The organism is Mucilaginibacter sp. L3T2-6 (assembly GCF_030519355.1).
Lineage (GTDB): Bacteria > Bacteroidota > Bacteroidia > Sphingobacteriales > Sphingobacteriaceae > Mucilaginibacter.
In genome coordinates, this window is record NZ_JAUMKC010000002.1 from 184,327 (window position 1) to 209,817 (window position 25,491).

Here is a 25,491-nt window from a genome sequence, read left to right on the forward strand (position 1 = left end):
CGATAACATGTACAGCAAAGACGAGGCGTCGCAACTTAAGCAGGAATTCTGGACGGCTTTCGGGCAGTACATGTCGCCGGTACTTTCTGCCGAAGGCTCGCGCGTTAATTGGGTCAACTATAAAACCGGCCTCAAACATGTTTATTTTCGCATGCAGGCGGATAAGCATAGGGCGACGATCGCCATTGAGCTTGCACATCCGGATGCTGGCATACAGGAACTATTTTTTGAGCAATTCAAAGAACTGAAAAATATCCTCAATGCCGCCGTTGGCGAGGCATGGGAATGGCAGCTACATATGACCGATGATTACGGCAAGACCACCAGCCGCATCTATACAAAAATGGACGGAGTAAGCATTTTTAATAAAGCGGACTGGCCTGCGCTGATATCTTTTTTTAAGCCCCGCATAATCGCATTAGATGATTTTTGGAGTGATGCTAAGTACGCGTTTGACGCGCTGAAGTAACCTTTGAGCTTCAAATAATTTTTACTAAATTTGTTAGTATGAAGCGATCGGGAAGTGCGGATTTACCTTTACATTATGGCTATGTGCCGGTCTGGCTGGCGGAACGGATGGCCAGGCTTGGCTTGGCAGTGGTCGAAAATATAGTGTTGGATTATGGCCGTGATGAGGTACTGCGCCGCTTAAGCGATCCGTTCTGGTTTCAAAGCCTGGGCGCTGTGATGGGTATGGACTGGCATTCATCGGGCATCACCACATCGGTGATGGGGGCATTAAAGCGTTCCGTCAACCCACATAGCAAAGAGCTCGGGATTTATATATGCGGCGGTAAGGGCAGCCATTCCCGCCGCACGCCGGATGAACTGATCAAAGTCGGCGATTTGACCGGCCTCGACGGTAACTACCTGGTAAAATGCAGCAAGCTAAGCGCAAAGGTGGATAATACCGCTATACAGGACGGCTTCCAGCTTTATACCCACAATTTTATTTTAGGCACCAGCGGACAATGGGCCGTTGTGCAACAGGGGATGAGCCCGCAATCGAAAACCGCCAGGCGCTATCACTGGCATTCTGAACAGTTAAGCTCTTTTGTTAACGACCCGCACACGTTCATCTACGGGCAAAATACCGGGAATATCCTGAATATGGTGGATAAGGAGGCTGAAAGTTCCCAAACCGGTATCATGCAAATTACAGCCGAACACCCGGAACACATGCTGAAAGAAATCAGCAAACTCACCATGCCATCCCATCATGACGTTAGAGCTAAGGACGTAGATTTAAAAAGATTAGGCGCTGTGCTTTGGTTGGCGCACGAAAAGCAGCCGAAGGATTTTGAAGGTCTGCTGCAGTTGCAGGGGCTTGGCCCGCGAACTTTACAATCCCTGGCGCTGGTAAGCGAGGTTATACATGGCACGCCTTCGCGGTTTAAAGACCCTGCGCGCTTTTCATTTGCGCATGGAGGCAAGGACGGTCATCCTTTCCCGGTGCCTGCCAAAGTTTATGACGAAACCATCGGCGTGTTGCAAACAGCTATCCATAAATCAAAACTGGGCAATAACGAAAAGAATGATGCGATTAAAAGGCTTACCGAAGTAGCCCAGCGTGCCGAAAAGGATTTTACACCTAATGCCAATTTTGATAAGGTGATAGAGCAGGAGCGGAAGAATTCCTGGCGATACGGTGGCCGGACTGTTTTTGGCAGGGCAAAACCGCCGGTACATCAGCAATTGAAGCTGTTTTAAATTAAACAAACTTGTCATTGCTGTAAAGAACGAAGCAACCTAATCGCCTTACATTGCCCGCATACATAGCGGACTATACAAAACGACGAGGTTGCCGCGCTCGCCCCTCGCTCCCAATGACATGTGTGAATGCCGAATGCGAATATGACACTAAATTAATTTGCTTTTTTTGTATTTATTTATAATTTTGAAAGACTGAATGCGTTTGATAAATTATTATCATTAATACTGAGCACCATGAGAGGGAATATACTGATAGATTTTTTAGTAAGAAATGGTTTCCTGCCAAATAATAAAAAGCCTGTTTTAGCTCCAATACCTGTTAAAGCAAAGCCGCAAGGCCCCGCCCGGAAAGGCAAATAACTTCTGGTAATAAAATAATCTTTTTCTGTTTTTATTGTAGCATTGCTGAAACGGTATCCCAAATGTCGTTGGCAATTCCTTCGGGACTCTGATCGCCATTTGCGACAAATACCTTCTCTTCGCCTTTAAACACGTCTATCAATTCCAGGTATTTATTTCGTACCAGACGCAGGTTATCGAGCGTTTCGTACAATTCAATAGAAGTGCGGCCTTTGTTAAGGCGCTCTATGCTTATTTCCGGCGAGATATCGATATAAATATTTAAGTCGGGCCGGAGCAAACCGGCAGCAAGCGAGTTGGCCTGTATTACCCAGTTCTGGTCGATGTGCGGGCTTTGGTAAGCGTATGAAGAAAAATAGTACCGATCTGTGATTACCGTATAACCATCTTCCAGCATTTTCAGCATTCCGTCTGTTTTATTTAAAATGTGGTGCAGGCGGTCGGCTACAAAAAGCGCGGCAATGGTACGATGGTCGCCGTCAATGCGGTGATTGAAGATATCTCTGATCATTTTCCCCGGAGGAGCATCCGTTGGTTCGCAGGTAGTGTAGACCTTATGACCGTTCGCTTCGAGCCTGTCTTTCAGCAAACGTACCTGAGTGCTTTTTCCGCTGCCATCAATACCTTCAAAGGCTATAAAAAGATTTTTCTTCATCAGCCAAATATAGAAATATTGCAGTCGCTACTTTAAGGATATGCAGATTTTGTTCGCCGAGTCGAGCTGCATTTTAATAGCAGGTAGGTTTTCTGAAGCAATCTTTTTTATTTTTTCGTCAGAATTAGCGCTGGCCGTGGTATACAGTTTCACCACCTCTTCATGATCATTAACGATCATTTGCAAATACGCTTTGTCAAACGCCGGCCCCGATTTTTTTGAAAGGTCTTTAATCATGTCCGCATGGGCATTGCTGATAGCACCGGAATTAGCCATTTTTTTATCGGCTTCAAGCTGTCTTAATGCACTATCCAATTTGGTATGGCTTTCAATAAGCATCTTGGCTAAACCTATAACCTTGTGATTGTTGGAGTTTGTTATAGCCAGGCCTGAAGCCTTAATGTCGCTCATGCTGCTTTCAATGCCACTTCTTATAAACTGCTCGCCTTCCTGTTCATCGTTAATGTCGTTGTAATTTTTGCCCTTTCTGTCATGACAGCTTGCGGCAAAAACAAGAAATAAAAACGCAACAGAAAGATATAGCAGATTCTTCATCGGAGAAATTAAGTTTATACGTAAATGTAACAACTTAACCCCCATCTGGTTTGTGAAAGAGATCAAACCTGCTGAAACGGTCAAAAAACGCTTAATCCGGTTGCCTTAAGTTTATGCGAGATTTCGCCCTGCGTTTACAATGCCATAAACTGTTCTGATCACCAGTTTGTTGTAAATCTTGGTGAGCTCTTCATCATTGCAAGTGTTTAAGCATTGCAGTGCGTAGTGCTGCATGATCACCAGCGGTAAAACAATTTTTTCGCGTATAGCGATAGATTTACGCTCAACAGGATATTCCTCCATTAGCTTTTTATTGCCGGTAAGCTCAAGCAGCATGGCTTTGGTTAGCTCATACTCGTCATGCAGCTTTTTCCAGAAAGCGCCAAATTTTTCATCGTCTGCCAGGTATGCGGTAACTCTGAAATCTGATTTTGACATAGACATCTCGCAGTTATCAAGCATCGTTTTGAAAAAGCCCGATTTTCTATAGAGGTCTTTAATTTCCTCCCAATGGCCGTTTTCTTTCATCTTATTTAAGGCAGTGCCCACGCCAAAAAAACCAGGAATGCTTTGTTTAAGCTGGCTCCAGGAGGTAACAAAGCTGATGGCCCTCAAATCTTCCAGGCGCAACGCAGCATCGGCATTGCGCTTGGTTGGCCGGCTGCTGATGTTGATATGCGAGAGCAGCTTAATAGGGCTGAATTTTTCAAGATATTCTACAAATAACGGATGCTGCCTCAGATCGAGAAACATCTTGTAGCTTTCATCTGCCATTTTCGTAATCAGTTCTTTATGGCGGCTGTCAAGCAAATCGTTACGATTTGGATGTAGTGCAGACACTACGCCGGCGTTAATTAACTGCTCCATGTTAAAACGCGCTGTCTCCACCGAACCATATTGAGAACTTACTGTTTGCCCCTGGATGGTAAGCTGTATATGCCGGTTGGCTATCTCTTCGCCCATTGAAGCATAGAACTTGTGCGTTTTACCACCCCCACGGGCAGGGGGGCCGCCACGGCCGTCAAAAAATGCAAGATCGATGTTATGTTTGCGGGCCATGGCTGTAAGCTCGACCTTTGCCTGGTATATCGACCAGTTGGCCATCAGGTAGCCGCCATCTTTAGTGCTGTCGCTGAAACCCAGCATAATGGTTTGCTGGCCGCCACGTCTTTTAAGATGTTCTTTATAAAACGGATGAGTATACAGGCTTTCCATCACACCCGCCGCATGCTTCAGGTCATTCACGGTCTCAAACAAAGGCATAAAGTCGACGCTAAGTTTTTCCTTATCCCATCCGCTCCAAAGAAACAAGTCCATCAACTGCAATATATCCGACGCCTGCTGGCAATTGCTGATGATAAACCGCTGGCAGGCTTTCTCACCGTTGGTAAATTGTATGTCCTTCATCAGCCGTATGGTGTTCAGCGTATCGCAAATCAACTTGTCTGCACTGTCGGGGCAATAAAAATCAACCTGGTTAAATGTTAGTCTTTTAAGTTTTTCGTATTCTTCAAGTTTATCGTACTCTCCGGGTATTCCTGTTTCAGAAGGCTTACTGTCGGTAACGAATTTAAAAACCCTCCGCAGAACACGACTGTCCTGCCGTATATCCAACGTAGCGAAATAGCAGCCGAACAACCTCACTTTTCGCGTCAGATCATCAACTATATTGATGAACAAACTGTCATGATCAGCCACAAGGGTCTGTTTCATCGATTTTAGCAAACCCAAAATTTCGGGCGCAACATTCCGGGGCTCCTGCTCAGCGTAAGCATTTCCGTAAATCAACTGCTCTAATTTAGCCATCGGCTCTTCAACGCCACGAAAAGTTATGCGGCGCTTCAATACCCTGAAATCGCGGTAATAGGCCCTGAAAAGTCGCTGGCGAAGGAATTTTGCGACTTCCTTTGTACTTTCTGTCGATACGTTAGGGTTACCGTCCCTGTCTCCGCCCGGCCAGAAGCCAAGTTCCAGTAACTGACTGATGCGGCTGTTATCCAACTCAAACTCGTCTTCCAACTTCGTTTCTATAGCAGAGATTGCATGATAGAAAATATTTTCTAGAAACCAGGCCAGGTTAATGGCCTCATCTACCGGGGTGGGCGATGTTTTATTAAAGAAAGGTGTTTTACCCAATTGCTGCAATAAAACATCTATGGTGTTAATATCATTCGTTTTTAACGCTTCAATCAGGTCGGTCATGATACCGAGAACAGAACCGGGGTAAAATTGGGTAGGGTGGGCGGTCAATACCAGCCTTAGCGAAAATTCATCCAGCTTTTTACCGATATTTACGCGCTGCTGTTCATTCAGCGATGCTTGCTGCATCAGGCTTTGCATGGTGCCGGTTTCGTCTTCACGGCCGATCTTGCTGAATGATGAATCTTCAATGGCATCAAACAAAACTACCTGCCGTTCGATATACTGTATAAAACGGAACATGCGGTTGATCTGCTCGCGATGTTCGATACCGGGGACATATTTTTGAAAAAAAGATTCGATAATAACCGAGGGGGGCAGCTTTTTATTCACCTCCTTATCGCAATGTGAGCTGAAGAAAGGCAGCAAGATACCGGTGTCTTTCACCTGGTAAAATGGCAGCGTTTGAAAAAGGCTGTTATATAATTCAAAGCGGGTTACAACTTCGTTATTAAAAGCTGTCTCTCTTTGGCTCAATTTTAAGGTTGATGGCATATTGCTACAGGAAATTAATGCGGATTAAAATCGGTTATTCAACAAATAAAGCTGATAAAGGTTCAACCTTGTTTCCGTGGAAGAATTTCAATATCGGCGCTTAAAATTAGTAATTGCTGATTAATTAATAATAGTGTGCTGTTATTTATGCGATTTTTGTTAAAATAAGGTCGTTATATTTAATTTCTGTAAATTTGAATGCTGAAATACCGCCAAAAAAAACATTTATGAAAATCGATGCCAGGGAAATTAAAAGCTTTTTTTACAGCCAGTATTTTTCTGATGGTATCCGCATGACCTTCGGCATCCTGTTCCCATCGCTTTTGCTGATGCAGTTTAACCGTTTCGATATGGGCATAACCATGTCGCTCGGTGCGCTGTGTATATGTACAATCGATAGTCCGGGGCCGCTATATCATAAACGCAATGGTATGGCCATAGGTAACTTGTGCATGTTTGTAGTAGCGATAATAACTGGCTTTGCGCGGCTGAATGTGTTTACATTAGGTGTTGAGATCACGCTGCTGTCCTTCTTCTTTTCCATGTTTATCGTTTACGGCAACAGGGCGTCGTCTATAGGCACCTGTGCGCTGCTGATCATGATATTCATGATGGACAAAGAAGCAAAGCCCAATGAAGTGCTACCGTTAAGCCTTATCGTTTTAGCCGGCGGCATTTGGTATCTGTTGTTCAGTCTGTTGTTTTTTGGAATAAGGCCATATCGTGCAGCACAGCAAACCCTGGGCGAGAGCATTGCCGATATAGCAAAATTCATCAGGATCAAGGCTGGTTTTTATCTTTCGGATACGGACATAGAGGAAAATTACCGCAAACTGGTATCGCAGCAAATAAAGGTTAGTCAGCATCAGGACGCTGTGCGTGAAATTTTGTTTAAGAGCCGGGTTATGGTGAAGGAATCCACCAACCCCAGCCGGGTGCTGGTACTTACCTTTATAGACCTGGTTGATATGTATGAGCAAATTATGGCCACACATTACGATTATGGCTATATCCGCGATAAATTCGGCGCTACCGGCGTATTAAAGCAGATTGCCGACCTGCTTAACCAAATGGGAGATGAGCTGGATAATATAGCTTATATGGTACTCTCAAACACCAGGAACAAATACAGGCCTGATTTTCAAACTGACCTCGAAAAGCTGAAATTACGTATTGACGAGATAGGGGCCAGCGAGCAAGGAGCCAGCAATTTCGCCCTAAGAAAGATATTAGTGAACCTGCGCGACTTAAACGAGCGCATAAGGAGTATTTACGGATACTACAGCTCTAAGTCATCCGAGGCGCTGTTAGATAAGACACCTGATTACGAGTATTCCAAGTTTGTAACCAGGCAGGATTATGCAGCGCACATATTTTCAGATAACCTGTCGTTTAACTCCGGCACATTTAAACATGCGCTTCGGGTGTCGCTGGTTTGCCTTATCGGCTTTGTTACCGCTAAATTTATTGCACTTGGCCATCATAGCTATTGGGTATTGCTCACCATCATCGTTATTTTAAAACCCGGGTTCAGCTTGTCTAAGCAGCGTAATTATCAGCGCCTGGTGGGCACAATAATTGGCGGCATAGCAGGTATAATCATCTTGATATACATACCTAATAAGGATGTTCAGTTTGGCTTGCTGTTAGTATTAATGATAGGCACTTATAGTTTCCTGCGTTTAAACTATGTTGTAAGTGTATTGTTTATGACACCGTACGTGCTTATTCTTTTCAAGTTCCTCGGCGTTGGGCTTGTGGTTCAGGAGCGTATAATCGATACGATTATTGGGTCAACCATAGCATTTATCGCGAGCTATCTTATTTTTCCGAGCTGGGAATTTGAGCAGATACAGCACAACCTGGCCGACGTTATCAATGCCAATGCCTGCTATTTGAATAAGATAGCCGAAAGCGTATCGGGCCGGGAAGTAAGTGCAATGGAATATAAATTGGCCAGGAAAGACGTATATGTAAAGTCGGCTAATCTTTCAGCCGCTTTTGAACGGATGACGTCAGAGCCGAAAAGCAAGCAGCGTAAAGTAAAGGATGTGCACAAGTTTGTGGTGCTTAATCATATCCTGTCGTCATACATCGCAACTATAGCGTCATCGGTCTCCTCACGCGCCATCCATAGGTCTGCTGCAGATAATCTGAAACTGATCAGAAAGAGCCTTGCAGTGTTGAACGACGTGAATAAAAAACTTGGCGGGAACCCGGCAGAAACTTCTTCGTCCAAATCCCTTAATACTGAAATCGTTCAGAATGCCACTTCATCGGACGATTTGCTGTTGAAGGAGCAGCTTGGGTTTATTAATAAGATAAGCTATGATATCGCCAGGGTGACAGATAGTATAGTATCTTAATTGCTCGTGATATTTTTAGTTAATGCAGCGGTTCTGCTGACCGTAACTTGTGATAAAATATGTTGTGAGTATTCAGCTTATCGAGCAGAATACATATAACAGCGAAGCTGGTTCATTCCATTCGTGCAACTAAATGCGGAAAGCTCCCCGCAGCAAAACGCAATTTACAACAATTCCGTCGCCAAATTAGCCAGCTCGCTTCTTTCCCCTTTTTGCAAGGTAATATGCGCATAGAGCGGATGTCCCTTTGCTTTATCGATCAGGTAGGAGAGGCCATTGCTTTCTGCATCCAGGTAAGGCGTATCTATCTGGTAAATATCGCCGGTAAAAACAAACTTGCTGTTCTCGCCCGCGCGTGAAATGATGGTTTTTACTTCATGCGGCGTAAGGTTTTGCGCCTCATCTACAATGAAAAATATCTTGGCAAGCGTGCGCCCGCGAATAAAAGCCAGCGGCGTGATAGATATTTTTTCATTCGCCACCAGCTCATCAATTTTGGCCTGCATCTTCTCATCGTCGCCAAACTGGTCTTTAATAAATTTCAGGTTATCCCATATGGGCGCCATATACGGGTCAATTTTCGATTTTACATCGCCGGGTAAAAAGCCAATATCCTTATTACTCAACGGAACGATCGGGCGGGTGACAAAAATCTGCCGGTAATGCTTACGCTGTTCCAAGGCACTCGCCAGGGCCAGCAGCGTCTTACCTGTACCGGCGTTCCCCTGAATAGTGACCAGCTTTATATCCGGGTGGAGCAAGGCATGTATCGCAAAAGATTGCTCTATATTGCGCGGCGAAATATTAAATACAGGCTGTTCGGTTATTTTTTCAAGCTGATTGGTTTGCGAATTATAAAAACCCGGAGTTGTTCCTTTTTTCCCGTTCAGTACATAAAAGTGATTGATATTATGCTGCTGAAGGGCAAAATCTTCGGCTGATAAGCTTTCTGCTTTATTTAATTGACTGATAAGCCTCTCGGGAACCTTATGTAAGGTAGTTTCGCCGGTATAAAGCTCATCCAGGTTTTTAATCTTGCCGGTTTCATAATCCTCGGCGTGCAGGTTCAGCGCTTTAGCCTTTAAGCGAAGGCATATATCCTTTGACACGAGCACCACCTTTTTATCAGGATTCTCTTCCTGAACGCCCAGCGCCGCATTCAAAATCCGGTTATCGGTTTTATCGGAGCCGTAAACTGCGGTGGCATCAACTGTCCCCCCTGTAGCGTCCATAATTACTTTGAAATTGCCTTTGCTGCTTTTTCCGTTGATGGGGCGCCATTCATTAATGAGGTGTTTCCGGGAAATGTCGTCCATTAGCCTGATAAAGCTGCGGGCCTCGAAATTGCGGGTATCGTTTCCGCTTTTCATATTATCCAGCTCTTCAAGTACCTGTATAGGAATGGCCACATCATGTTCCTGGAAATTTTCGAAGGCGTTATGGTCGTATAAGATAACCGAGGTATCTAAGACAAATATTTTTGGCCTGCCATTGCTCTTAGTTTTGCCGTCCTTATTCATGTGGCGCTAAATTAGCCATTTTGAAAATGTGGGAGAAAAGGATTTTGCACATCGCGGCAAAAATCCAGTAAAAACGAAAACGGAGGCGTCCTCTTGCGATTCTGTCTCCGTTTCCAAACTCTGCGCCCAACCGTAGTTGCCCGCAAAGCATCAAGTTTTGTGTATATCGACCGACTGCTATTCTGTTACCCTTGCAGGTATTGATCCTTTCAGTTCACCAGCGGTTACATGTTTTCCTCCGTAAAGAATCACATTCCATTCTGGTACTCTTTTTAATTATCCTTCTTTTTGCGCGGCTCACGCCGTTTCTTTTTCCGGTAATTTCAGCAACTTCCCATGTTCTTTAGCTTCCCCGGAGGGTCGCCCGATGCATGTTCATTTCCTGAAGAGTTGTCAAAGTACGTCGTTCTTGATAGTTCTAAGATAGCAGGAGGGATAACATCTGTCAAGATAATTTTAATAGTTTTTCTTAACATGTTTTTAACAATTTTATACCATAGCCATATCTGTTGTAAATAGCTAATTACAGCCTTATTTAAAGTTTTTCAAGGTTTATTAACATTCTGGTTATTAACATATATAAGCTAAAAACGAGTTTTTCTTTTAAACGAAAATTCTTAAAAATGCGATTTCGCGGGTTTTTTCAAAAAAAATCAGTAACAATTTTGTGAGAAATATCCGGAATTTATGGTTATACACATCGCCGGTGTGATACAACTTTTTAAATTAATTTAATCACTTGTAAATGCTAAACATTTGCTTTAAATATGTAGCACAATCAATAACCCACCATTAAAACCAATTCATGAAACGCAGCTATTACATCGTAGCACTTATACTGCTAACGTTTTTTGTTATCTCGTTTATCACCAATATCATCGGCCCGTTGTCTCCCGCGTTTATCAGTGATTTTAAATTGAGCGATTTTATGGCAGGTGTATTGCCGTTTGCTTTTTTTATTGCCTATGGCGTAATGTCAATACCATCAAGTATGCTGGTGCAAAAGTATAACGAAAAGACAATTATGGTTACCGCTTTTGTTGTGGCGTTTTTAGGTTCACTGCTCTTGGCTGCCCAGCCGAATTACCTCACAGCTATATTATCGTTATTTTTAATCGGCTGCGGAATGGCTATGTTGCAGGTGGTCATTAATCCGTTACTTCGCACAGCCGGGGGCGAAGAAAACTACGCATTTACATCAGTGCTCGCTCAATTAATATTCGGCGGCGCATCATTTTTAAGCCCGCTGGTATATTCATATATGGTATTAAACCTCGGGAGTAAAAATCACAGCGGCATATTTTCTGTCCTGTCGCCATTGGTGCCCGCCGGAATGCCATGGATATCGCTTTACTGGCTTTTTGTAGTCATTTGCCTTTTGATGGCAGTACTGATGCTGGTTTCCCGTTTTCCAAAAGTAGAGCTGGCCGAGGATGAAAAGGCTGGCGCATGGGAAACCCATGTAATGCTGTTTAAAAGGCCGGTGGTTATTCTATATTTTATTGCCTTGTTCTGCTACGTAGGTACCGAACAGGGAGTTTCCTATTGGATGTCGGAGTTCTTAAAACGTTACCATCATGTCGACCCGGAGGTAACGGGGGCTAAGGCTGTGGCCTGGTTTTGGGGCCTGATGACTGCCGGCGGTGTATTGGGCCTGTTCTTGCTGAAATTGATGGACAGCCGCAGGTTGCTGGTTGTTTTCACCATTTTCGCTTTAATATTTTTATCGCTTGGATTGTTTGGTAGTGCTGAAGTTTCCTTGTACTCGTTTTCCATCGTCGGTTTTTTCATGTCGGTAATGTACCCGATTATATTCTCGTTGGCGCTTAGTTCTGTCGATGAACATCATGGGTCATTTGCCGGCATATTGGTTACGGGCATAATTGGAGGGGCCGTTGTTCAAATACTGATTGGCGGCCTGGGTAACTTAATCGGGCTGCGCGCTGGTATGTGTTTCCTCTACCTCACATTCGGTTATATGCTTGCTATTGGCTTTTGGGCAAAGCCACTGATCACTAACAAAACTATTTTTGATAAAAAAGAATAACCTTGCTAAATGATTAACGAAAAAGTAATAGGTATTGATTTAGGCGCGACAAACATCCGCGGCGCTGTGGTTAGCAACGGTACACTTTCTGAAATCATATCCCGCCGCATACATACCAAGGGCACGGTAGAGCAGGTGCTGAAAGATGTTTATTTTGTTGCAGACAAACTGATAGATAAAGATGTAAAAGCTATCGGCATTGGCGTGCCCAGCGTCGTCGATGTTGAAAAAGGGATTGTTTATGACGTTGTACATATTCCCTCATGGAAAGAGGTGCATTTAAAAGAGATACTGGAAAAAAAATACCAAATACCCGTATTCGTAAACAACGATGCTAATTGTTTTGCCCTCGGCGAACTTTACTTTGGAAAAGGAAAAGGCGCAAAAAACATGATCGGGCTTACTATTGGAACCGGTTTGGGCGCGGGCATTATTATTAGCGGGCAGCTGTATGCCGGCCCAAACTGCGGGGCGGGGGAGTTCGGCTGCGTAGATTACCTGGATAATAATTACGAATTTTATTGCAGCGGCTCTTTCTTTAATAACGTATACGGACTGGATGGCCAACAGGTGTACAAAGAAGCGCAGCGAGACGATGCCCGTTCATTGCAGCTTTACGCCGAAATGGGAACTCATCTTGGTAATGCCATCAAACTCATTATGTACACCTATGATCCTGATCTCATCATTTTAGGAGGCTCAGTGCAATCAGCATACGATTATTTTGAAAAATCGATGTGGGAGCGTATCCGCACATTGGTTTATCCAAAAAGCGTGGCGCGATTAAAAATTGAACGTTCGGAGTTAGCGAATAGCGGGATTTTGGGCGCAGCAGGTTTGTATTTCAACCAGCTGTAAAACAAAAAACTTCCGAAGTTTTTAAAATCTTCGGAAGCCTGGCGTATTCTTTTTTCCGGACTCAACGGGTATAATTCGGAGATTCCTTAGTTATTGTAATATCGTGTGGATGGCTTTCTTTCATGCCCGCCGCGGTAATCCGTACAAATTTTGCTTTTTGAAGATCTTCGATGGTTGCTGCGCCGCAGTAATGCATCCCTGCGCGGAGGCCACCTACGTATTGATAAACCACTTCAGAAAGGTTGCCTTTATATGGAACACGGCCAACAATGCCTTCGGGTACCAATTTGGTAACAACATCCGTTTCATCCTGGAAATAACGATCTTTCGAACCTTTATCCATCGCATCAACCGAGCCCATGCCGCGGTATGATTTAAATTTGCGGCCTTCGTATATAATGGTTTCACCCGGCGATTCTTCAACCCCGGCAAACAGCGAACCTGCCATGATTGAGCTTGCACCGGCTGCAATGGCTTTTACAATGTCCCCGGTTTGTTTGATGCCGCCATCGGCAATAACCGGGACATCGCGGCCCCGCAACGCTTTTGCACATTCATAAACAGCAAACAACTGCGGCACACCCACACCGGCAACAATACGGGTAGTACATATAGAGCCGGGGCCGATCCCCACTTTAACTGCATCCGCACCGGCATCAGCCAGTGCTATCGCGGCTTCGCCGGTTGCTATGTTACCGGCAATTACCTGTAATTCGGGATATAAAGCCTTTACACTTTTTACCATGTCAATAACTCCCTTCGAATGGCCATGCGCTGTATCTACGGTAATCACGTCGACACCTGCGGCAACGAGCGCCTTTACGCGATCGATGTTATCGGCAGCTACTCCAACAGCTGCACCTACCCGCAAGCGCCCGAACTCATCTTTACAAGCCCTTGGGTAATTTTTAAACTTCTGGATATCCTTATAAGTGATAAGTCCGCGCAGGATGCCGTGCGAATCTACCACCGGAAGCTTTTCGATTTTATGGTTCTGCAATATTTCCTCAGCTTGCAGCAGGTTGGTTCCCTGCGGCGCAGTAATCAGGTTGGTTTTGGTCATTACATCGCTTACCGGCAGGTGCATTTCTTTTTGAAAACGCAGGTCGCGGTTGGTGAGGATGCCCTTTAGCCTATGCTCACCGTCAACAATCGGTATTCCGCCGATTCGATATTCGCCCATAATTTTTACTGCATCAGCAACAGTCGAGGACTCATGCAGGGTCACAGGGTCCTGTATCATGCCGCTCTCGGAGCGCTTTACTTTGCGCACTTCATCGGCCTGGTCGCGAATGCTCATGTTTTTGTGCAGAATACCAATGCCGCCAGCCTGCGCAATAGCAATCGCCAAAGAGGATTCAGTAACCGTATCCATTGCAGCAGACATGATGGGAATATTCAGCCTGATCTTTTTGGTGAGCCAGGTGCTGGTGTCAACATCGCGCGGTAAAACTTCAGAATAGGCGGGGAGGAGCAAAACATCGTCGTAAGTTAAACCTTCGGCGACAAATTTTTCAGGGTCTAATTGCATAGCAAATAATGGGTTTGGAGTTATTATTTGCCGGGCAAAGCTAACAAAATATTTTGGATTTCGGTTGTTCGATTTCGGATTTGTAGTGTTGAGAGAAGAAAATTGCTTGACAATGACAGCCTAATTCCGGAGAATTTGCGCTACTTTCTACAGGCACGCCTTACATTTTTTAATTCCGAAATCAATAATCTGGTTAGGAAATTCTTCAATATTTTCCCACTATCACCTTATAAAACCCATCAAAATCCAGGTATTGATTTGCTAGTTCCATTAATCGTTCTGCACTTACGGTTTTCACTGCTTCTGTGTACCGGTCATAATAATCGTATCCTAAACCGGAAAAATGCAAATTTTTGAATTTGTCTGCATGTGAAAATACATTTTCAAGACTGCCCAGCAACGAACCCATCATATAGTTTCGCACCAGCGAAAGCTCATCTTCAGGGATAAGTTCAGTTTTTAGCAGGTTGATTTCTTTTTCAATCTCGCTTACTGCTGCTTTGCAAACATCGGCGCCTACTTCTGTGGCAATAAATAACGCCCCCGAATGTTTTAACGAGCTCATGCCGGATCCAATGCCATAGGTGTAGCCTTTATCTTCACGAATATTGGCCATCAGCCTCGAACCGAAATAGCCACCCAAAACGGTATTTAATACCTGCAGAAAGGGAAAATCGGTATGTGTACGGTTAATGGTGGGCATTCCCATCCTGATTGCGGATTGCAGCGCTTCCGGTTTTTCAGTAAAGAAGAACCGGTCACTCGATGATGTTATTCCCGGCTGACTTGTATCAGGCCGTATCGTCGAATTTTTCCAGTCGCTATCGAAAGTGTTGGTAATCAAGTCAAGTATTTGCGGTTCAACCTTCCCTGAAACAATGATGGTGCAATTGGTAGGCTGGTACATTTGTTTAAAATGCATCAGCATATCTTCGCGGTTCAGGGTTTTGTAGGTCTCTGCGTCAGCACCCAGGCCGTACAGGGTATCGCCATAAATGGCCTTATTAAAGTTGCGGCGGGCAACGTAATCGTTCTTCTGCATGCTCACCTGCAGCTTTTGCTGCTGGTTACGGATGTAGGTCTCCAGCTCCTTCTCCGGGAAAACGGAATCAGTAATAATATCCTTCAATACCGGCAATGTATGTTGCAAATGCTTATTCAAACTGTAAAGCGTAACGGTAGAGTTATCATAGCCATAGTCAACCTGCAAAAAGGCGCCGTAAAAGTCTACTTTATCGGCAATTTGCGCCTGGGTTAAACTATGGGTGCCTTCGGTAAGCATGGTGTTTACCGCTATGTTCAGCAGTGGCTTTTCAGGATTAAAGCGCTGGTTGCCGAAAATCCATTCCACACGAACCAGTTCCTGATCGCCGGAGTTGAAGCAATACACATTGCAGCCGTTGTTCAGTTCCCTGTGCTCGGGTCTGAGCAGGTTTATATTTGCCACCTCCTTAAATTCCGGGGCTGTTTTTCTATCCAATGTCATAGTGTAATATTTATAGCAGTTGTAAGAGTTGAAGTGTTTGTAAAAGCTGAGCATGCATTAATAGCCACAACATTTACAACATCTACAACAACTTCAGCTTTTCTCGGCTAAATAAATAAGCGTCGATGAATTATTTTTCCTGAATAAGTTATTAGCCAGATCTTTAATTTGTGCGGCAGTAACTTTCAGGTATTTTTCGGTTTCGTGATTTAACAGGTCGGCGTCGCCCAATAACTCGAACTGAGCAAGGTTCATAGCTTTATCCAGAAGTGACATTTCAGAAAATATCATCGTAGATTCTGTTTTGTTTTGAACCTTAGTTAGTTCATCAGCCGGTATTTCTACCGCTTTTATCTTCTCAAGCTCTTCCCAGATCGCAGCCTCGGCGGTTTCAACGCTAATGCCTTCCAGCGGTTTGCCTTCGCATACAAACATGCCTTTATCCAGGCTGCCGGTCATGTAGGCATGCACCTCGCTGAACAGCTGTTTTTCTTTTACGAGCGTGCGATATAAGCGCGATGAGTTGCCACGCGATAAAATATCCGACAGTAATTCGGCCGGATAAAAACTCTCGTCCAGCCTGCTCCCCATCTGGAAGGCGATATAGATATCATTAAGCGGAACTTTAGCGGTAACAGTTTGGCGGCGCTCGTCGTGCTGTTCAGGCTCCTGAGGCAGGCTCCGGTAATATTTTTCGCCCGCGGGTATTGGCGCAAACCATTTCTCCGCCAATAATTTTACCTGTTCAAAGGTGATATCGCCGCCTGCTACCATTATGGCATTTTGCGGGTTGTAGTGTTTTTTAAAAAAGGCCTTTACGTCTTCAATTTGCGCATCCTCGATGTGCTTGATTTCCTTGCCGATCGTAGCCCAGCGATATGGATGGTTTTTATAAACCATCGGCCGCAGTTTCAACCAAACGTCGCCATAAGGCTGGTTCAGGTAGCGTTGCTTAAACTCTTCTATAACCACATTGCGCTGCACTTCGAGGCTTTTCTCGCTGAAAGCCAGGCTTAACATGCGGTCGCTTTCGAGCCAGAAAGCAGTTTCGATATTTGCTGAGGGCAGTGTGATATAATAGTTGGTGATATCGTTACTGGTAAAAGCGTTGTTTTCTCCTCCTACACGCTGCAGTGGCTCATCATAGGTTGGTATATTTGCCGAGCCGCCAAACATCAGGTGCTCAAATAAGTGCGCAAATCCGGTCTGTTCAGGGTTTTCGTCTCGGGCGCCAACATCGTAAAGTATATTTAAAACAGCCATAGGCGTGGTATGATCTTCATGAACAATTACGCGTAAGCCATTATCAAGAGTGAATCGGTTGAATTTAACCATTTGTGAATTTTCAATTAACGGAAAGCAAATGTAGAACTTTATGTTGAATGCTTGTAACGGTGAAATGTTTGAATGTTGTAAATTATATCTGGCAATACATCCTTCTATAAGTAACTTCACAATCAGCTAATGACTAAGCAGCAACTCATAGACGAACTGAAGACCACGCTTGTGAAAACGAAAGTAGACAAGCTGAACAAACTCGTAAAAAAGGAGGGTTTTAACCTGCGTGATTTAATTGATGTTACCTTTAACGCGGATAAAAACATTGCCTTTCGTGCAGCATGGCTATTAGAAAACGTTTTCCTGAAGAATCCTGTATTTTACTTACCGGAACTTGACTATCTGCTGAAACGCTTTCCCGATGTACATTATCCCAGTTGTCAGCGGCATTATGCAAAAATAGCCATGCACATAACTAGTCCCAAAGTTCATCCCGTTATAAGACAAAAGTTGGAGGCTGCAGATATGGAGCCCGTTGTCGAAAAATGTTTCGATTGGCTGATAGACCCAAAAGTATTGATAGCTGTAAAGGTATTCGCTGCTGAAGCATTGTTTAATCTTCGCAGCCGTTACGACTGGATTACAGACGAACTTACCAACCAACTGGAATTTTTGATGCGCAATGGCTCCCCAGCTATCAAAACCCGCGGCAAAAAGTTGCTGGCGAAATTAAAATAGAAATTAAGAGTAGCGGTAGCAGTAAAGACAACTGCTGCTGGCTACTGCTACTGCCACTATTTCCATTGTACTTTTCGATTATTTGTCTTTCAGTACAGCATCCGCCTCCGGTTTATCCGAGCGATTTAAATTATCGCTAACCTGGTCATGGTTTAATTTGGCTTGAATGGCTGAAGAGCTGTTATTGGCATAGGTGCCGAATGCGTTTACCAGTACGCCTTTTAAATTATACTTCTTCGAAGTAACTGCATACACAATCGACATATCGGACGGGTTGCTGGGTCCCTCAAAGCGATAAAATTCGTCAATTTCAATATCGTCGGCCGTCATATGGATGTCTTTATCTTTGGCGTCGATGGTATCGCCTTCAAGACTAAGATTTTCCGTATATCCTCTTTTCATTAAATCGTTAGTGGCTTCCACTAAATTATTATATGTTTTCATAGTGATTTCTTAAATAAATTATAAAGTTTACAGCAGGTGCTTAGCTATCGCATATAACCATAAAAAATGGTAGTTGTTTTGTTGAATGTTTAGATGATGAGTGTTAAAATAAACAGCGTTATAACACATTATAAACCATTTATTCAAAAATTATTACATTCGTAAACCAATATAATCTATCTTTTACGTGAAAAAATTAAGCTTGCTTTTATGCCTCTCTGCTGTCGCTTCATTTGCATTTGCACAGCCTGCCCCTAAACCATACGGGCCGTTGCCATCCAAACGGCAACTTAACTGGCAGGAAACAGAGATGTATTGTTTGATACACTACGGGCCGGACACCTATACGGATAAAGAATGGGGTTACGGTGATGAAGACCCAAAACTGTTTAACCCTACCCGTTTTGACGCGATGCAGATTGTCGGCGCTGCTAAAGCCGGCGGATTTAAAGGGATTGTAGTGGTTGCCAAGCATCACGACGGCTTTTGTTTATGGCCAACTCAAACAACTGAACACAACATTTCAAAAAGTCCCTACAAAAATGGTAAGGGTGATATACTTCAGGAATACCGCGACGCCTGTAATAAATTAGGCATGAAGATGGGCGTTTATTGCTCGCCGTGGGACCGTAACAGTGCACTCTACGGCAAGCCGGAATACGTTACACAGGTTTTTCGCAAGCAACTGGAAGAGTTGTATAGTCACTACGGCCCGATATTTATTTCGTGGTTTGATGGGGCCAATGGCGGCGATGGATACTATGGCGGCGCCCGGGAGGTTAGAAAGATTGATCGCTCTACCTATTACGGCTGGAAGGATACCTGGGCTATCCCGCGCAGGATGCAGCCCGGTGCAGTCTTGTTTGGCGATGTTGGCCCGGATGTGCGCTGGGTAGGCAACGAGGCTGGCCATGCCGGTGAAACCTGCTGGGCGACTTATACGCCGCATGCGCCTGATGCCGGAAAAGAGCCCGGTAATGGTTACGTTAAAGACTATGAAGGCACCGAAGGCCACCGCGATGGCAAATACTGGATACCTGCTGAGTGCGACGTGCCTTTCCGCCCGGGATGGTTTTATCATGCATCCCAGGATGGTAAGGCTAAAACCGCAGATTCTCTAATGAATCTTTATTACGTGAGCGTAGGCCGTGGCGCTTGCCTTGATCTGGGCCTGGAACCTGACAGGCGCGGCATGCTGAATGATGACGACGTAGCTAAGCTAAAGGAATTTGGAACACGGCTTAGACAGACCTTTGCTGTAAACCTTGCCAAAAATGCAACATTGAAAGCTAGTAATACCAGGGGCGGCAACCAACTGAAATTTGGAGCAAAAAACCTGCTGGATAACGACCGGTACAGCTACTGGGCTACTGACGATAAAGTAACTACGCCTGAATTAGTACTCGACTTGCATAAGCAGAAAGAATTCAACGTTATCCGCCTCCGTGAAAACATAAAACTTGGTCAGCGTATTGATGCTGTAGCTGTCGATGCATGGCACGACGGCAAATGGCAGCAAGTAGCAACTGCCACCAGCATAGGCGGTAACAGGCTGATTCGCTTGCCTGAAAATGTTAAAACCAGCAAGGTTAGATTGCGCATTACCAAAGCGGCAGTGTGTATAGCGTTAAGTGACTTTGGATTATATAAAGAAATAGGTTCGACACAGCAAATTACAGAAGCCCGGCATGTAGCCACCGAATTGTATGATACCACAAAGAAGCCTGAATTAATATCTAAAACATTCGCATTTACAGAGGGCGCGTCAGTAGATAAAAAGGGCAACGTGTTTTTTACCGATCAGCCCAATAATAAAATTTGGGAATACAGTGTGGACGGTAAGTTGACGATGTGGATGGACAATACCGGGCGATCAAATGGAACCTACTTTGACAAAAAGGGCAACCTGGTAACCTGTGCCGATGAACACGACCAGATATGGTCTATCGCTCCAGACCAGAAAGTTACCGTTTTACTCACCGATTATAATGGTAAGCTGATGAACGGCCCGAACGATATCTGGATAGATAACAAAGGCGGCATTTATATGACTGACCCATATTACCAACGCGATTATTGGACAAGGAAGAAGCCTGATCTTGACGGCCAGCGCGTATATTACCTGCCTAAAGACTCAAAGCAGCCTATATTGATGGATGCCAGCCTGAAACAGCCCAATGGCATTGTGGGTACGCCGGACGGCGAATACCTTTTCGTAGCTGACATTGGCGATAACAAAACATACAAATTCGCAATTGAAAAAGACGGAACGCTCAGCAACCGGCAGCTTTTCTGCAATCAGGGCGGTGATGGCGTCACACTCGATGAGCGCGGTAATTTATACATTGCTGGTAACGGTGTTACTATTTACAATCCACAGGGGCAAAAAATAGGTCATATCGATGTCCCGGAACCGTGGACAGCCAATCTTTGTTTTGGCGGAAAAAATAAAGACGTGCTTTTTATGACGGCCTCAAAAGCGCTGTATAAGCTAAAGATGAATGTAAGAGGAGTGGAGTAGAGGAAATCGGATTCCGAAATCAGATTTCTGAATTTTAATGCTGAAATTAAAATAACGTCTTCGCAGGAAGCCGCCTGGCGTCTCCCTGCAGGCGCACTGTGAATAATTACGTTTCGCATTGTTAATTTCGATGCGTTGAATTTTGGTTAACTCACCATTATCGTTTTGCAGTTACGCCAATTAGCCTAAATAAATGTCGTCCTTTTTTTAAATTTGAAACAATTGCCCTCCCGTTAAGTTGAAATCCGTGGCTAATACCAAACGCGAAAATTTAGTCGAAGCCCTTACTGATACTCAAAAGGTCTGGGACATCATTGTAGTCGGTGGTGGTGCTACGGGTTTGGGCACTGCCCTGGATGCCGCGTCGCGTGGTTATCAAACCTTGCTGCTGGAGCAGGCCGACTTTGCAAAGGGCACCTCAAGCCGGAGCACTAAATTGGTTCATGGCGGGGTACGCTATCTGGCGCAGGGTAATATTGGTTTGGTGCGGGAGGCCTTGTATGAACGCGGGCTGCTGTTAAAAAATGCCGCGCACCTGGTAAAAAATGAATCCTTTATTATTCCCGGTTATTCCTGGTGGAGCGGCACATTTTACACGATCGGGCTTACTTTATATGATTTATTGGCTGGTAAGCTAAGCTTTGGCCGGTCGAAGCATATCTCAAGACGAGAGACCCTCGCCAGGCTTCCCGCTCTCCGGCAGCAAGGATTACGTGGTGGCGTAGTCTATCACGACGGGCAGTTTGACGATTCCCGGCTTGCCATAAATCTCGCGCAAACATGCCTGGAACACGGTGCTACTGTATTAAATTATTTCCCTGTTATTAATTTGATAAAGGAAAACGGGAAAATTAAAGGTGTAATTGCCGGGGATAAGGAGTCGGGTAAGATGTATAACATCAAAGCCGGAGCGGTTATAAATGCCACCGGGGTGTTTGTTGACGATCTGCTTCAGAAAGATGAGCCCGGGACTAAGCCGTCAATCACGCCAAGTCAGGGTATTCACATAGTACTTGATCGATCATTCATGCCGGGAGAGGATGCGCTGATGATTCCTAAAACCGACGATGGCAGGGTGCTTTTTGCTTTGCCGTGGCATAACCGGCTTCTGGTAGGCACCACTGACACACCGCTCAACGAACCCCGGCTTGAGCCTTTGGCCTTAGAAGGAGAGGTTGACTTTGTAATGCGTACTATAGGTAAATATTTGACGAGGGCGCCATTGCGGCAGGATGTATTAAGCGTATTTGCTGGTTTGCGCCCGCTGGCTGCACCGCAGGAGAGAACAACCAAAACAAAAGAGATTTCGCGCAGCCATAAGTTGATGGTTTCTGCGTCCGGCCTGATCACTGTAACAGGCGGTAAATGGACTACCTACCGGAAGATGGCCGAGGATACGATGGATAAAGCTATTGAAACCGCCGGGTTTCAACCTCGCGTTAGCATAACGAAAGATTTGTATATCCATGGCAATACGGCAGAAGTTGACCGCAACAGTCATTTATATGTTTACGGAAGCGACCGGGAAGCGGTAATTGCATTGGGTAAAGAGAACCCGGAATGGGTGCAAAAGCTGCATCCCCAATTTGAATATTTACAGGCTGAAGTAATATGGGCGGTAAGGAATGAAATGGCGCGTACTGTGGAGGACGTGCTTGCACGCCGGGTAAGGATGCTGTTTCTGGATGCGCGGGCGGCGATTGAAGCGGCGCCTTTGGTCGCGAATTTAATGGCAGGAGAACTCGGGAAAAATGAACTCTGGGAGAAGCAGCAGGTTATTGATTTTAATATCGTTGCCGGGGGATATCTGCTGCAGGGCTGAGGATATATTTAAAATCATCCTCGCTCTTGATTTTCTCGTTTGTCCCGGCGCTTTGATAGTTCTTTTTAATTTGTAATTTAACGCAACCAATTAATAGCTCGTGACGGGCGCTTCTGCCATGAACTATGAACCATAAATTATGAACTCCGACCAGTACATTTTAGCTCTTGACCAGGGCACGACCAGTTCCCGCGCCATTATCTTCGATCATAGCGGGCAGATACAATCCATAGCGCAAAAGGAATTTACACAAATATTCCCGCAGCCTGGTTGGGTAGAGCACGATCCCAACGAAATCTGGTCCACCCAGGCCGGAGTAGCGGCCGAGGCTGTAGCTAAGTTAGGTATCAGCGGAAAAAATATTAAGGCTATAGGCATCACCAACCAGCGTGAAACCACTGTAGTTTGGAACCGCGAAACCGGTCAGCCTGTTTGCAATGCTATCGTTTGGCAGGACAGGCGCACATCCGCCTATTGCGATCAACTAAAAAGGGATGGTTATACCGGCACTATCCGCTCAAAAACCGGGCTGATTATCGATTCTTACTTTTCTGCCTCTAAAATAAACTGGATACTAAATAATGTTGAGGGCGCCCGGAAATTAGCTGATGCCGGGAAACTGGCCTTTGGCACCGTTGATTCCTGGCTGGTTTATAAATTTACCCGTGGAAGGGTGCATGTGACCGATGTAACCAATGCCAGCCGAACCATGCTTTACAATATCCGCACGCAGCAATGGGATGATGAGCTCCTGAGGATATTTGATATTCCTGCAAGTATGCTGTCTGAAGTAAAACAGTCCAGCGAGGTTTATGGCGAGACAGATACTACTATTTTTGCCTCAGCGGTGCCGATAGCAGGCATAGCCGGCGACCAGCAGTCCGCCTTATTTGGCCAGATGTGTACAGAAAAAGGAATGGTGAAAAATACCTATGGCACCGGTTGCTTTATGCTGATGAACATAGGTGATAAGTTTGTGGAATCGAAAAACAATCTGCTGACTACCATAGCCTGGAAGATAAATGGCCGTATAGAATATGCTTTTGAGGGAAGTATTTTTATTGGCGGGGCAATAGTACAATGGCTGCGCGATGGGTTGGGTATCATCAAATCTTCCGCCGAAGTAGAGCAACTGGCGTTACAGGTAAACGATACTGGCGGCGTATACTTTGTACCCGCTTTCGCAGGCCTCGGCGCTCCTTATTGGGACCCTGAGGCGCGCGGGACCATTGTTGGGATAACGCGTGGCACAACAGCAGGACATATTGCCCGGGCAGCCATTGAGGCCATTGCCTATCAAACGGTGGATGTCTTAAAAGCTATGGAAGCGGATTGCGGCCTGCCAATTAAGGAATTGCGTGTGGATGGCGGCGCAACAGCAAATAATTTGCTGATGCAGTTCCAGGCTGACGTGCTGGGTTGCAGAGTTATCAGACCACATGTGGTGGAAACTACAGCTTTAGGAGCGGCTTACCTTGCGGGCCTTGCCGTAGGTTACTGGAACAGCGTTGAGGAAATACAACGGCAATGGCAATCCGAAAGGGAATTTTTACCTGCCGGAGACGCCGGTATACAGCAGGCAATGGCCGGATGGAAAAGGGCAGTTGCCGCGGCACAAAGCTGGTCGGGCAAGTCTTGAGTCTGTTATCGATAGTCCCAGGCCGAAAAGATTTGGGACTTTCGCTAACTGGCTCCCGGACTTAAGACTTTAGACTCAAGACTGATTAAAACCCCAAACAATATGTCACCATTTATAGCCGAGTTGATCGGCACCATGTTAATTATATTATTAGGCAACGGCGTTGTTGCCAATGTTTTGTTGAATGATACCAAAGGCAATAATGGCGGCTGGATGGTTATTACCACAGCCTGGGGGCTGGCCGTTTTCGTAGGGGTGGTTGTTGCGGGGCCTTATAGCGGGGCGCATTTAAATCCGGCGGTTACTGTAGGGTTAGCTATTGCCGGCAAGTTTGCCTGGGCAAGGGTTCCGAATTTTATAGCTGCCCAAATGCTGGGAGCATTCTTAGGGGCAATTTTGGTATGGGTGATGTATTACGACCACTTCAGGAAAACAAACAAGCCCGAAGCTATTCTGGCATGCTTTTGCACGGGTCCCGCCATTCGCAATTACATTTCAAATATCATGAGCGAAATCATCGGCGCATTTGTGCTGGTATTTGTGGTGTTTTATATTTCTAACGGACAAATTATCGACACGAAAACGCCAATTGGCCTGGGTTCGGTAGGAGCACTGCCGGTTGCATTTCTGGTATGGGTTATCGGCCTTTCTCTTGGCGGTACTACCGGTTACGCTATTAACCCCGCAAGGGACCTTGGCCCCCGGATAATTCATTGCCTGATGCCCATTAAGAACAAAGGCACAAGCGACTGGCGTTACGCCTGGATACCTGTTATCGGGCCTGTAATTGGCGCGACTGTAGCGGCAATGTTATATATTTATTTAAGAGGATAACTTTTTTATTTACATCTCGCCAATATTGCTTTTATATTATTTTAATATAATTTAGCAATATGAAGTTGACCGCGTTAAGGCCTGTGCTTTACACCAAACAGGTAAAATTTACCGTTGAGTTTTATATCGAAATACTTGGCTTCACCTGTAACGGTTATACCGAGGATTGGACGTGGGCCAGCCTCTCGCGAGATGCGGTGGAAATAATGGTTGCCTACCCTAACGCTCATGTTCCCTTTGGCGGCCCTAACTTTACCGGGTCAATCTATATCACTGTTGACAATGTTGACGAAATGTGGGAGCAACTGAAAGTGATTACCCAGAATTGCTATGAGCTGGAAACTTTTGATTATGGTATGCGCGAGTTTGCCATTTATGATAATAATGGTTATTTAATACAATTTGGTCAACCAGTGCAGGACTAAAAAAT

The 25,491-nt window shown here is 45.0% G+C and carries 19 protein-coding genes; 11 read left to right on the forward strand and 8 right to left on the reverse strand.

The window, feature by feature from the left end; translation table 11 throughout:
• Positions 1 to 7: 7 nt before the first annotated feature.
• Both Q3W13_RS03190 and Q3W13_RS03195 read left to right on the forward strand, forming a co-directional pair.
• Positions 8 to 469, forward strand: coding sequence for a DUF4268 domain-containing protein (locus Q3W13_RS03190; protein WP_302861272.1), 462 nt, complete (start codon positions 8 to 10; stop codon positions 467 to 469).
• 38 nt (positions 470 to 507) lie between these two features.
• On the forward strand, positions 508 to 1,710 hold the full coding sequence (locus tag Q3W13_RS03195; RefSeq protein WP_302861273.1) for a DUF763 domain-containing protein: 1,203 nt from the start codon (positions 508 to 510) through the stop codon (positions 1,708 to 1,710).
• A gap of 394 nt (positions 1,711 to 2,104) precedes the next feature.
• Here the strand turns inward: Q3W13_RS03195 and tmk are convergent, their stop codons facing one another.
• The 3 genes from tmk to Q3W13_RS03210 form a co-directional block, all read right to left on the reverse strand.
• On the reverse strand, positions 2,105 to 2,728 hold the full coding sequence (gene tmk, locus Q3W13_RS03200; RefSeq protein ID WP_302861274.1) for a dTMP kinase: 624 nt from the start codon (positions 2,726 to 2,728) through the stop codon (positions 2,105 to 2,107).
• Between the two features lie 27 nt (positions 2,729 to 2,755).
• Complete coding sequence (locus Q3W13_RS03205; RefSeq protein WP_302861276.1) at positions 2,756 to 3,283, reverse strand: DUF4142 domain-containing protein; 528 nt, start codon at positions 3,281 to 3,283, stop codon at positions 2,756 to 2,758.
• Between the two features lie 111 nt (positions 3,284 to 3,394).
• Complete coding sequence (locus Q3W13_RS03210; RefSeq protein ID WP_302861277.1) at positions 3,395 to 5,977, reverse strand: phosphoenolpyruvate carboxylase; 2,583 nt, start codon at positions 5,975 to 5,977, stop codon at positions 3,395 to 3,397.
• Positions 5,978 to 6,204: 227 nt separating this feature from the next.
• Between Q3W13_RS03210 and Q3W13_RS03215 the strand changes: the two genes are divergently transcribed.
• On the forward strand, positions 6,205 to 8,343 hold the full coding sequence (locus Q3W13_RS03215) for an FUSC family membrane protein (protein ID WP_302861280.1): 2,139 nt from the start codon (positions 6,205 to 6,207) through the stop codon (positions 8,341 to 8,343).
• Between the two features lie 164 nt (positions 8,344 to 8,507).
• Here the strand turns inward: Q3W13_RS03215 and Q3W13_RS03220 are convergent, their stop codons facing one another.
• Positions 8,508 to 9,863, reverse strand: coding sequence for a PhoH family protein (locus Q3W13_RS03220; RefSeq protein ID WP_302861281.1), 1,356 nt, complete (start codon positions 9,861 to 9,863; stop codon positions 8,508 to 8,510).
• Positions 9,864 to 10,668: 805 nt separating this feature from the next.
• Here Q3W13_RS03220 and Q3W13_RS03225 point away from each other — a divergent pair.
• Complete coding sequence (locus tag Q3W13_RS03225) at positions 10,669 to 11,910, forward strand: sugar MFS transporter (RefSeq protein ID WP_302861282.1); 1,242 nt, start codon at positions 10,669 to 10,671, stop codon at positions 11,908 to 11,910.
• Positions 11,911 to 11,919: 9 nt separating this feature from the next.
• Entirely contained in the window at positions 11,920 to 12,768 is an 849-nt protein-coding gene (locus tag Q3W13_RS03230) for an ROK family protein (RefSeq protein WP_302861284.1), read from the forward strand.
• Between the two features lie 61 nt (positions 12,769 to 12,829).
• Here the strand turns inward: Q3W13_RS03230 and guaB are convergent, their stop codons facing one another.
• The 3 genes from guaB to Q3W13_RS03245 all read right to left on the reverse strand — a co-directional run bounded on the left by guaB (position 12,830) and on the right by Q3W13_RS03245 (position 17,120).
• Positions 12,830 to 14,299 carry an IMP dehydrogenase gene (guaB, locus tag Q3W13_RS03235; protein ID WP_302861286.1) on the reverse strand — a complete coding sequence of 490 codons (1,470 nt, stop codon included), beginning with the start codon at positions 14,297 to 14,299 and terminating at the stop codon, positions 12,830 to 12,832.
• A gap of 205 nt (positions 14,300 to 14,504) precedes the next feature.
• Complete coding sequence (locus Q3W13_RS03240) at positions 14,505 to 15,785, reverse strand: pitrilysin family protein (RefSeq protein WP_302861287.1); 1,281 nt, start codon at positions 15,783 to 15,785, stop codon at positions 14,505 to 14,507.
• Between the two features lie 93 nt (positions 15,786 to 15,878).
• On the reverse strand, positions 15,879 to 17,120 hold the full coding sequence (locus Q3W13_RS03245) for a pitrilysin family protein (protein WP_302861290.1): 1,242 nt from the start codon (positions 17,118 to 17,120) through the stop codon (positions 15,879 to 15,881).
• A gap of 129 nt (positions 17,121 to 17,249) precedes the next feature.
• Between Q3W13_RS03245 and Q3W13_RS03250 the strand changes: the two genes are divergently transcribed.
• Positions 17,250 to 17,801: a hypothetical protein gene (locus tag Q3W13_RS03250; RefSeq protein WP_302861292.1), complete on the forward strand. Its 552-nt coding sequence runs from the start codon at positions 17,250 to 17,252 to the stop codon at positions 17,799 to 17,801.
• Positions 17,802 to 17,879: 78 nt separating this feature from the next.
• On the opposite strand, the gene Q3W13_RS03255 is transcribed toward Q3W13_RS03250, so the two are convergent.
• The gene (locus Q3W13_RS03255; RefSeq protein WP_302861293.1) at positions 17,880 to 18,245 is read right to left on the reverse strand and encodes a phosphoribosylpyrophosphate synthetase; all 366 of its coding nucleotides are present in this window, start codon (positions 18,243 to 18,245) and stop codon (positions 17,880 to 17,882) included.
• A gap of 187 nt (positions 18,246 to 18,432) precedes the next feature.
• On the opposite strand from Q3W13_RS03255, the gene Q3W13_RS03260 reads away from it, so the two are divergent.
• From Q3W13_RS03260 to Q3W13_RS03280, 5 genes are all read left to right on the forward strand, one after another.
• Positions 18,433 to 20,766 carry an SMP-30/gluconolactonase/LRE family protein gene (locus Q3W13_RS03260; protein ID WP_302861294.1) on the forward strand — a complete coding sequence of 778 codons (2,334 nt, stop codon included), beginning with the start codon at positions 18,433 to 18,435 and terminating at the stop codon, positions 20,764 to 20,766.
• A gap of 247 nt (positions 20,767 to 21,013) precedes the next feature.
• Positions 21,014 to 22,588 (forward strand): glycerol-3-phosphate dehydrogenase/oxidase, encoded by a 1,575-nt coding sequence (locus Q3W13_RS03265; protein WP_302861295.1) that lies wholly within the window; start codon positions 21,014 to 21,016, stop codon positions 22,586 to 22,588.
• Between the two features lie 139 nt (positions 22,589 to 22,727).
• Complete coding sequence (gene glpK, locus Q3W13_RS03270) at positions 22,728 to 24,227, forward strand: glycerol kinase GlpK (protein WP_302861297.1); 1,500 nt, start codon at positions 22,728 to 22,730, stop codon at positions 24,225 to 24,227.
• A gap of 84 nt (positions 24,228 to 24,311) precedes the next feature.
• Positions 24,312 to 25,061 carry an MIP/aquaporin family protein gene (locus Q3W13_RS03275; protein ID WP_302861651.1) on the forward strand — a complete coding sequence of 250 codons (750 nt, stop codon included), beginning with the start codon at positions 24,312 to 24,314 and terminating at the stop codon, positions 25,059 to 25,061.
• A 59-nt stretch (positions 25,062 to 25,120) separates the two neighbouring features.
• Entirely contained in the window at positions 25,121 to 25,486 is a 366-nt protein-coding gene (locus Q3W13_RS03280; protein WP_302861298.1) for a VOC family protein, read from the forward strand.
• Positions 25,487 to 25,491 lie beyond the last annotated feature (5 nt).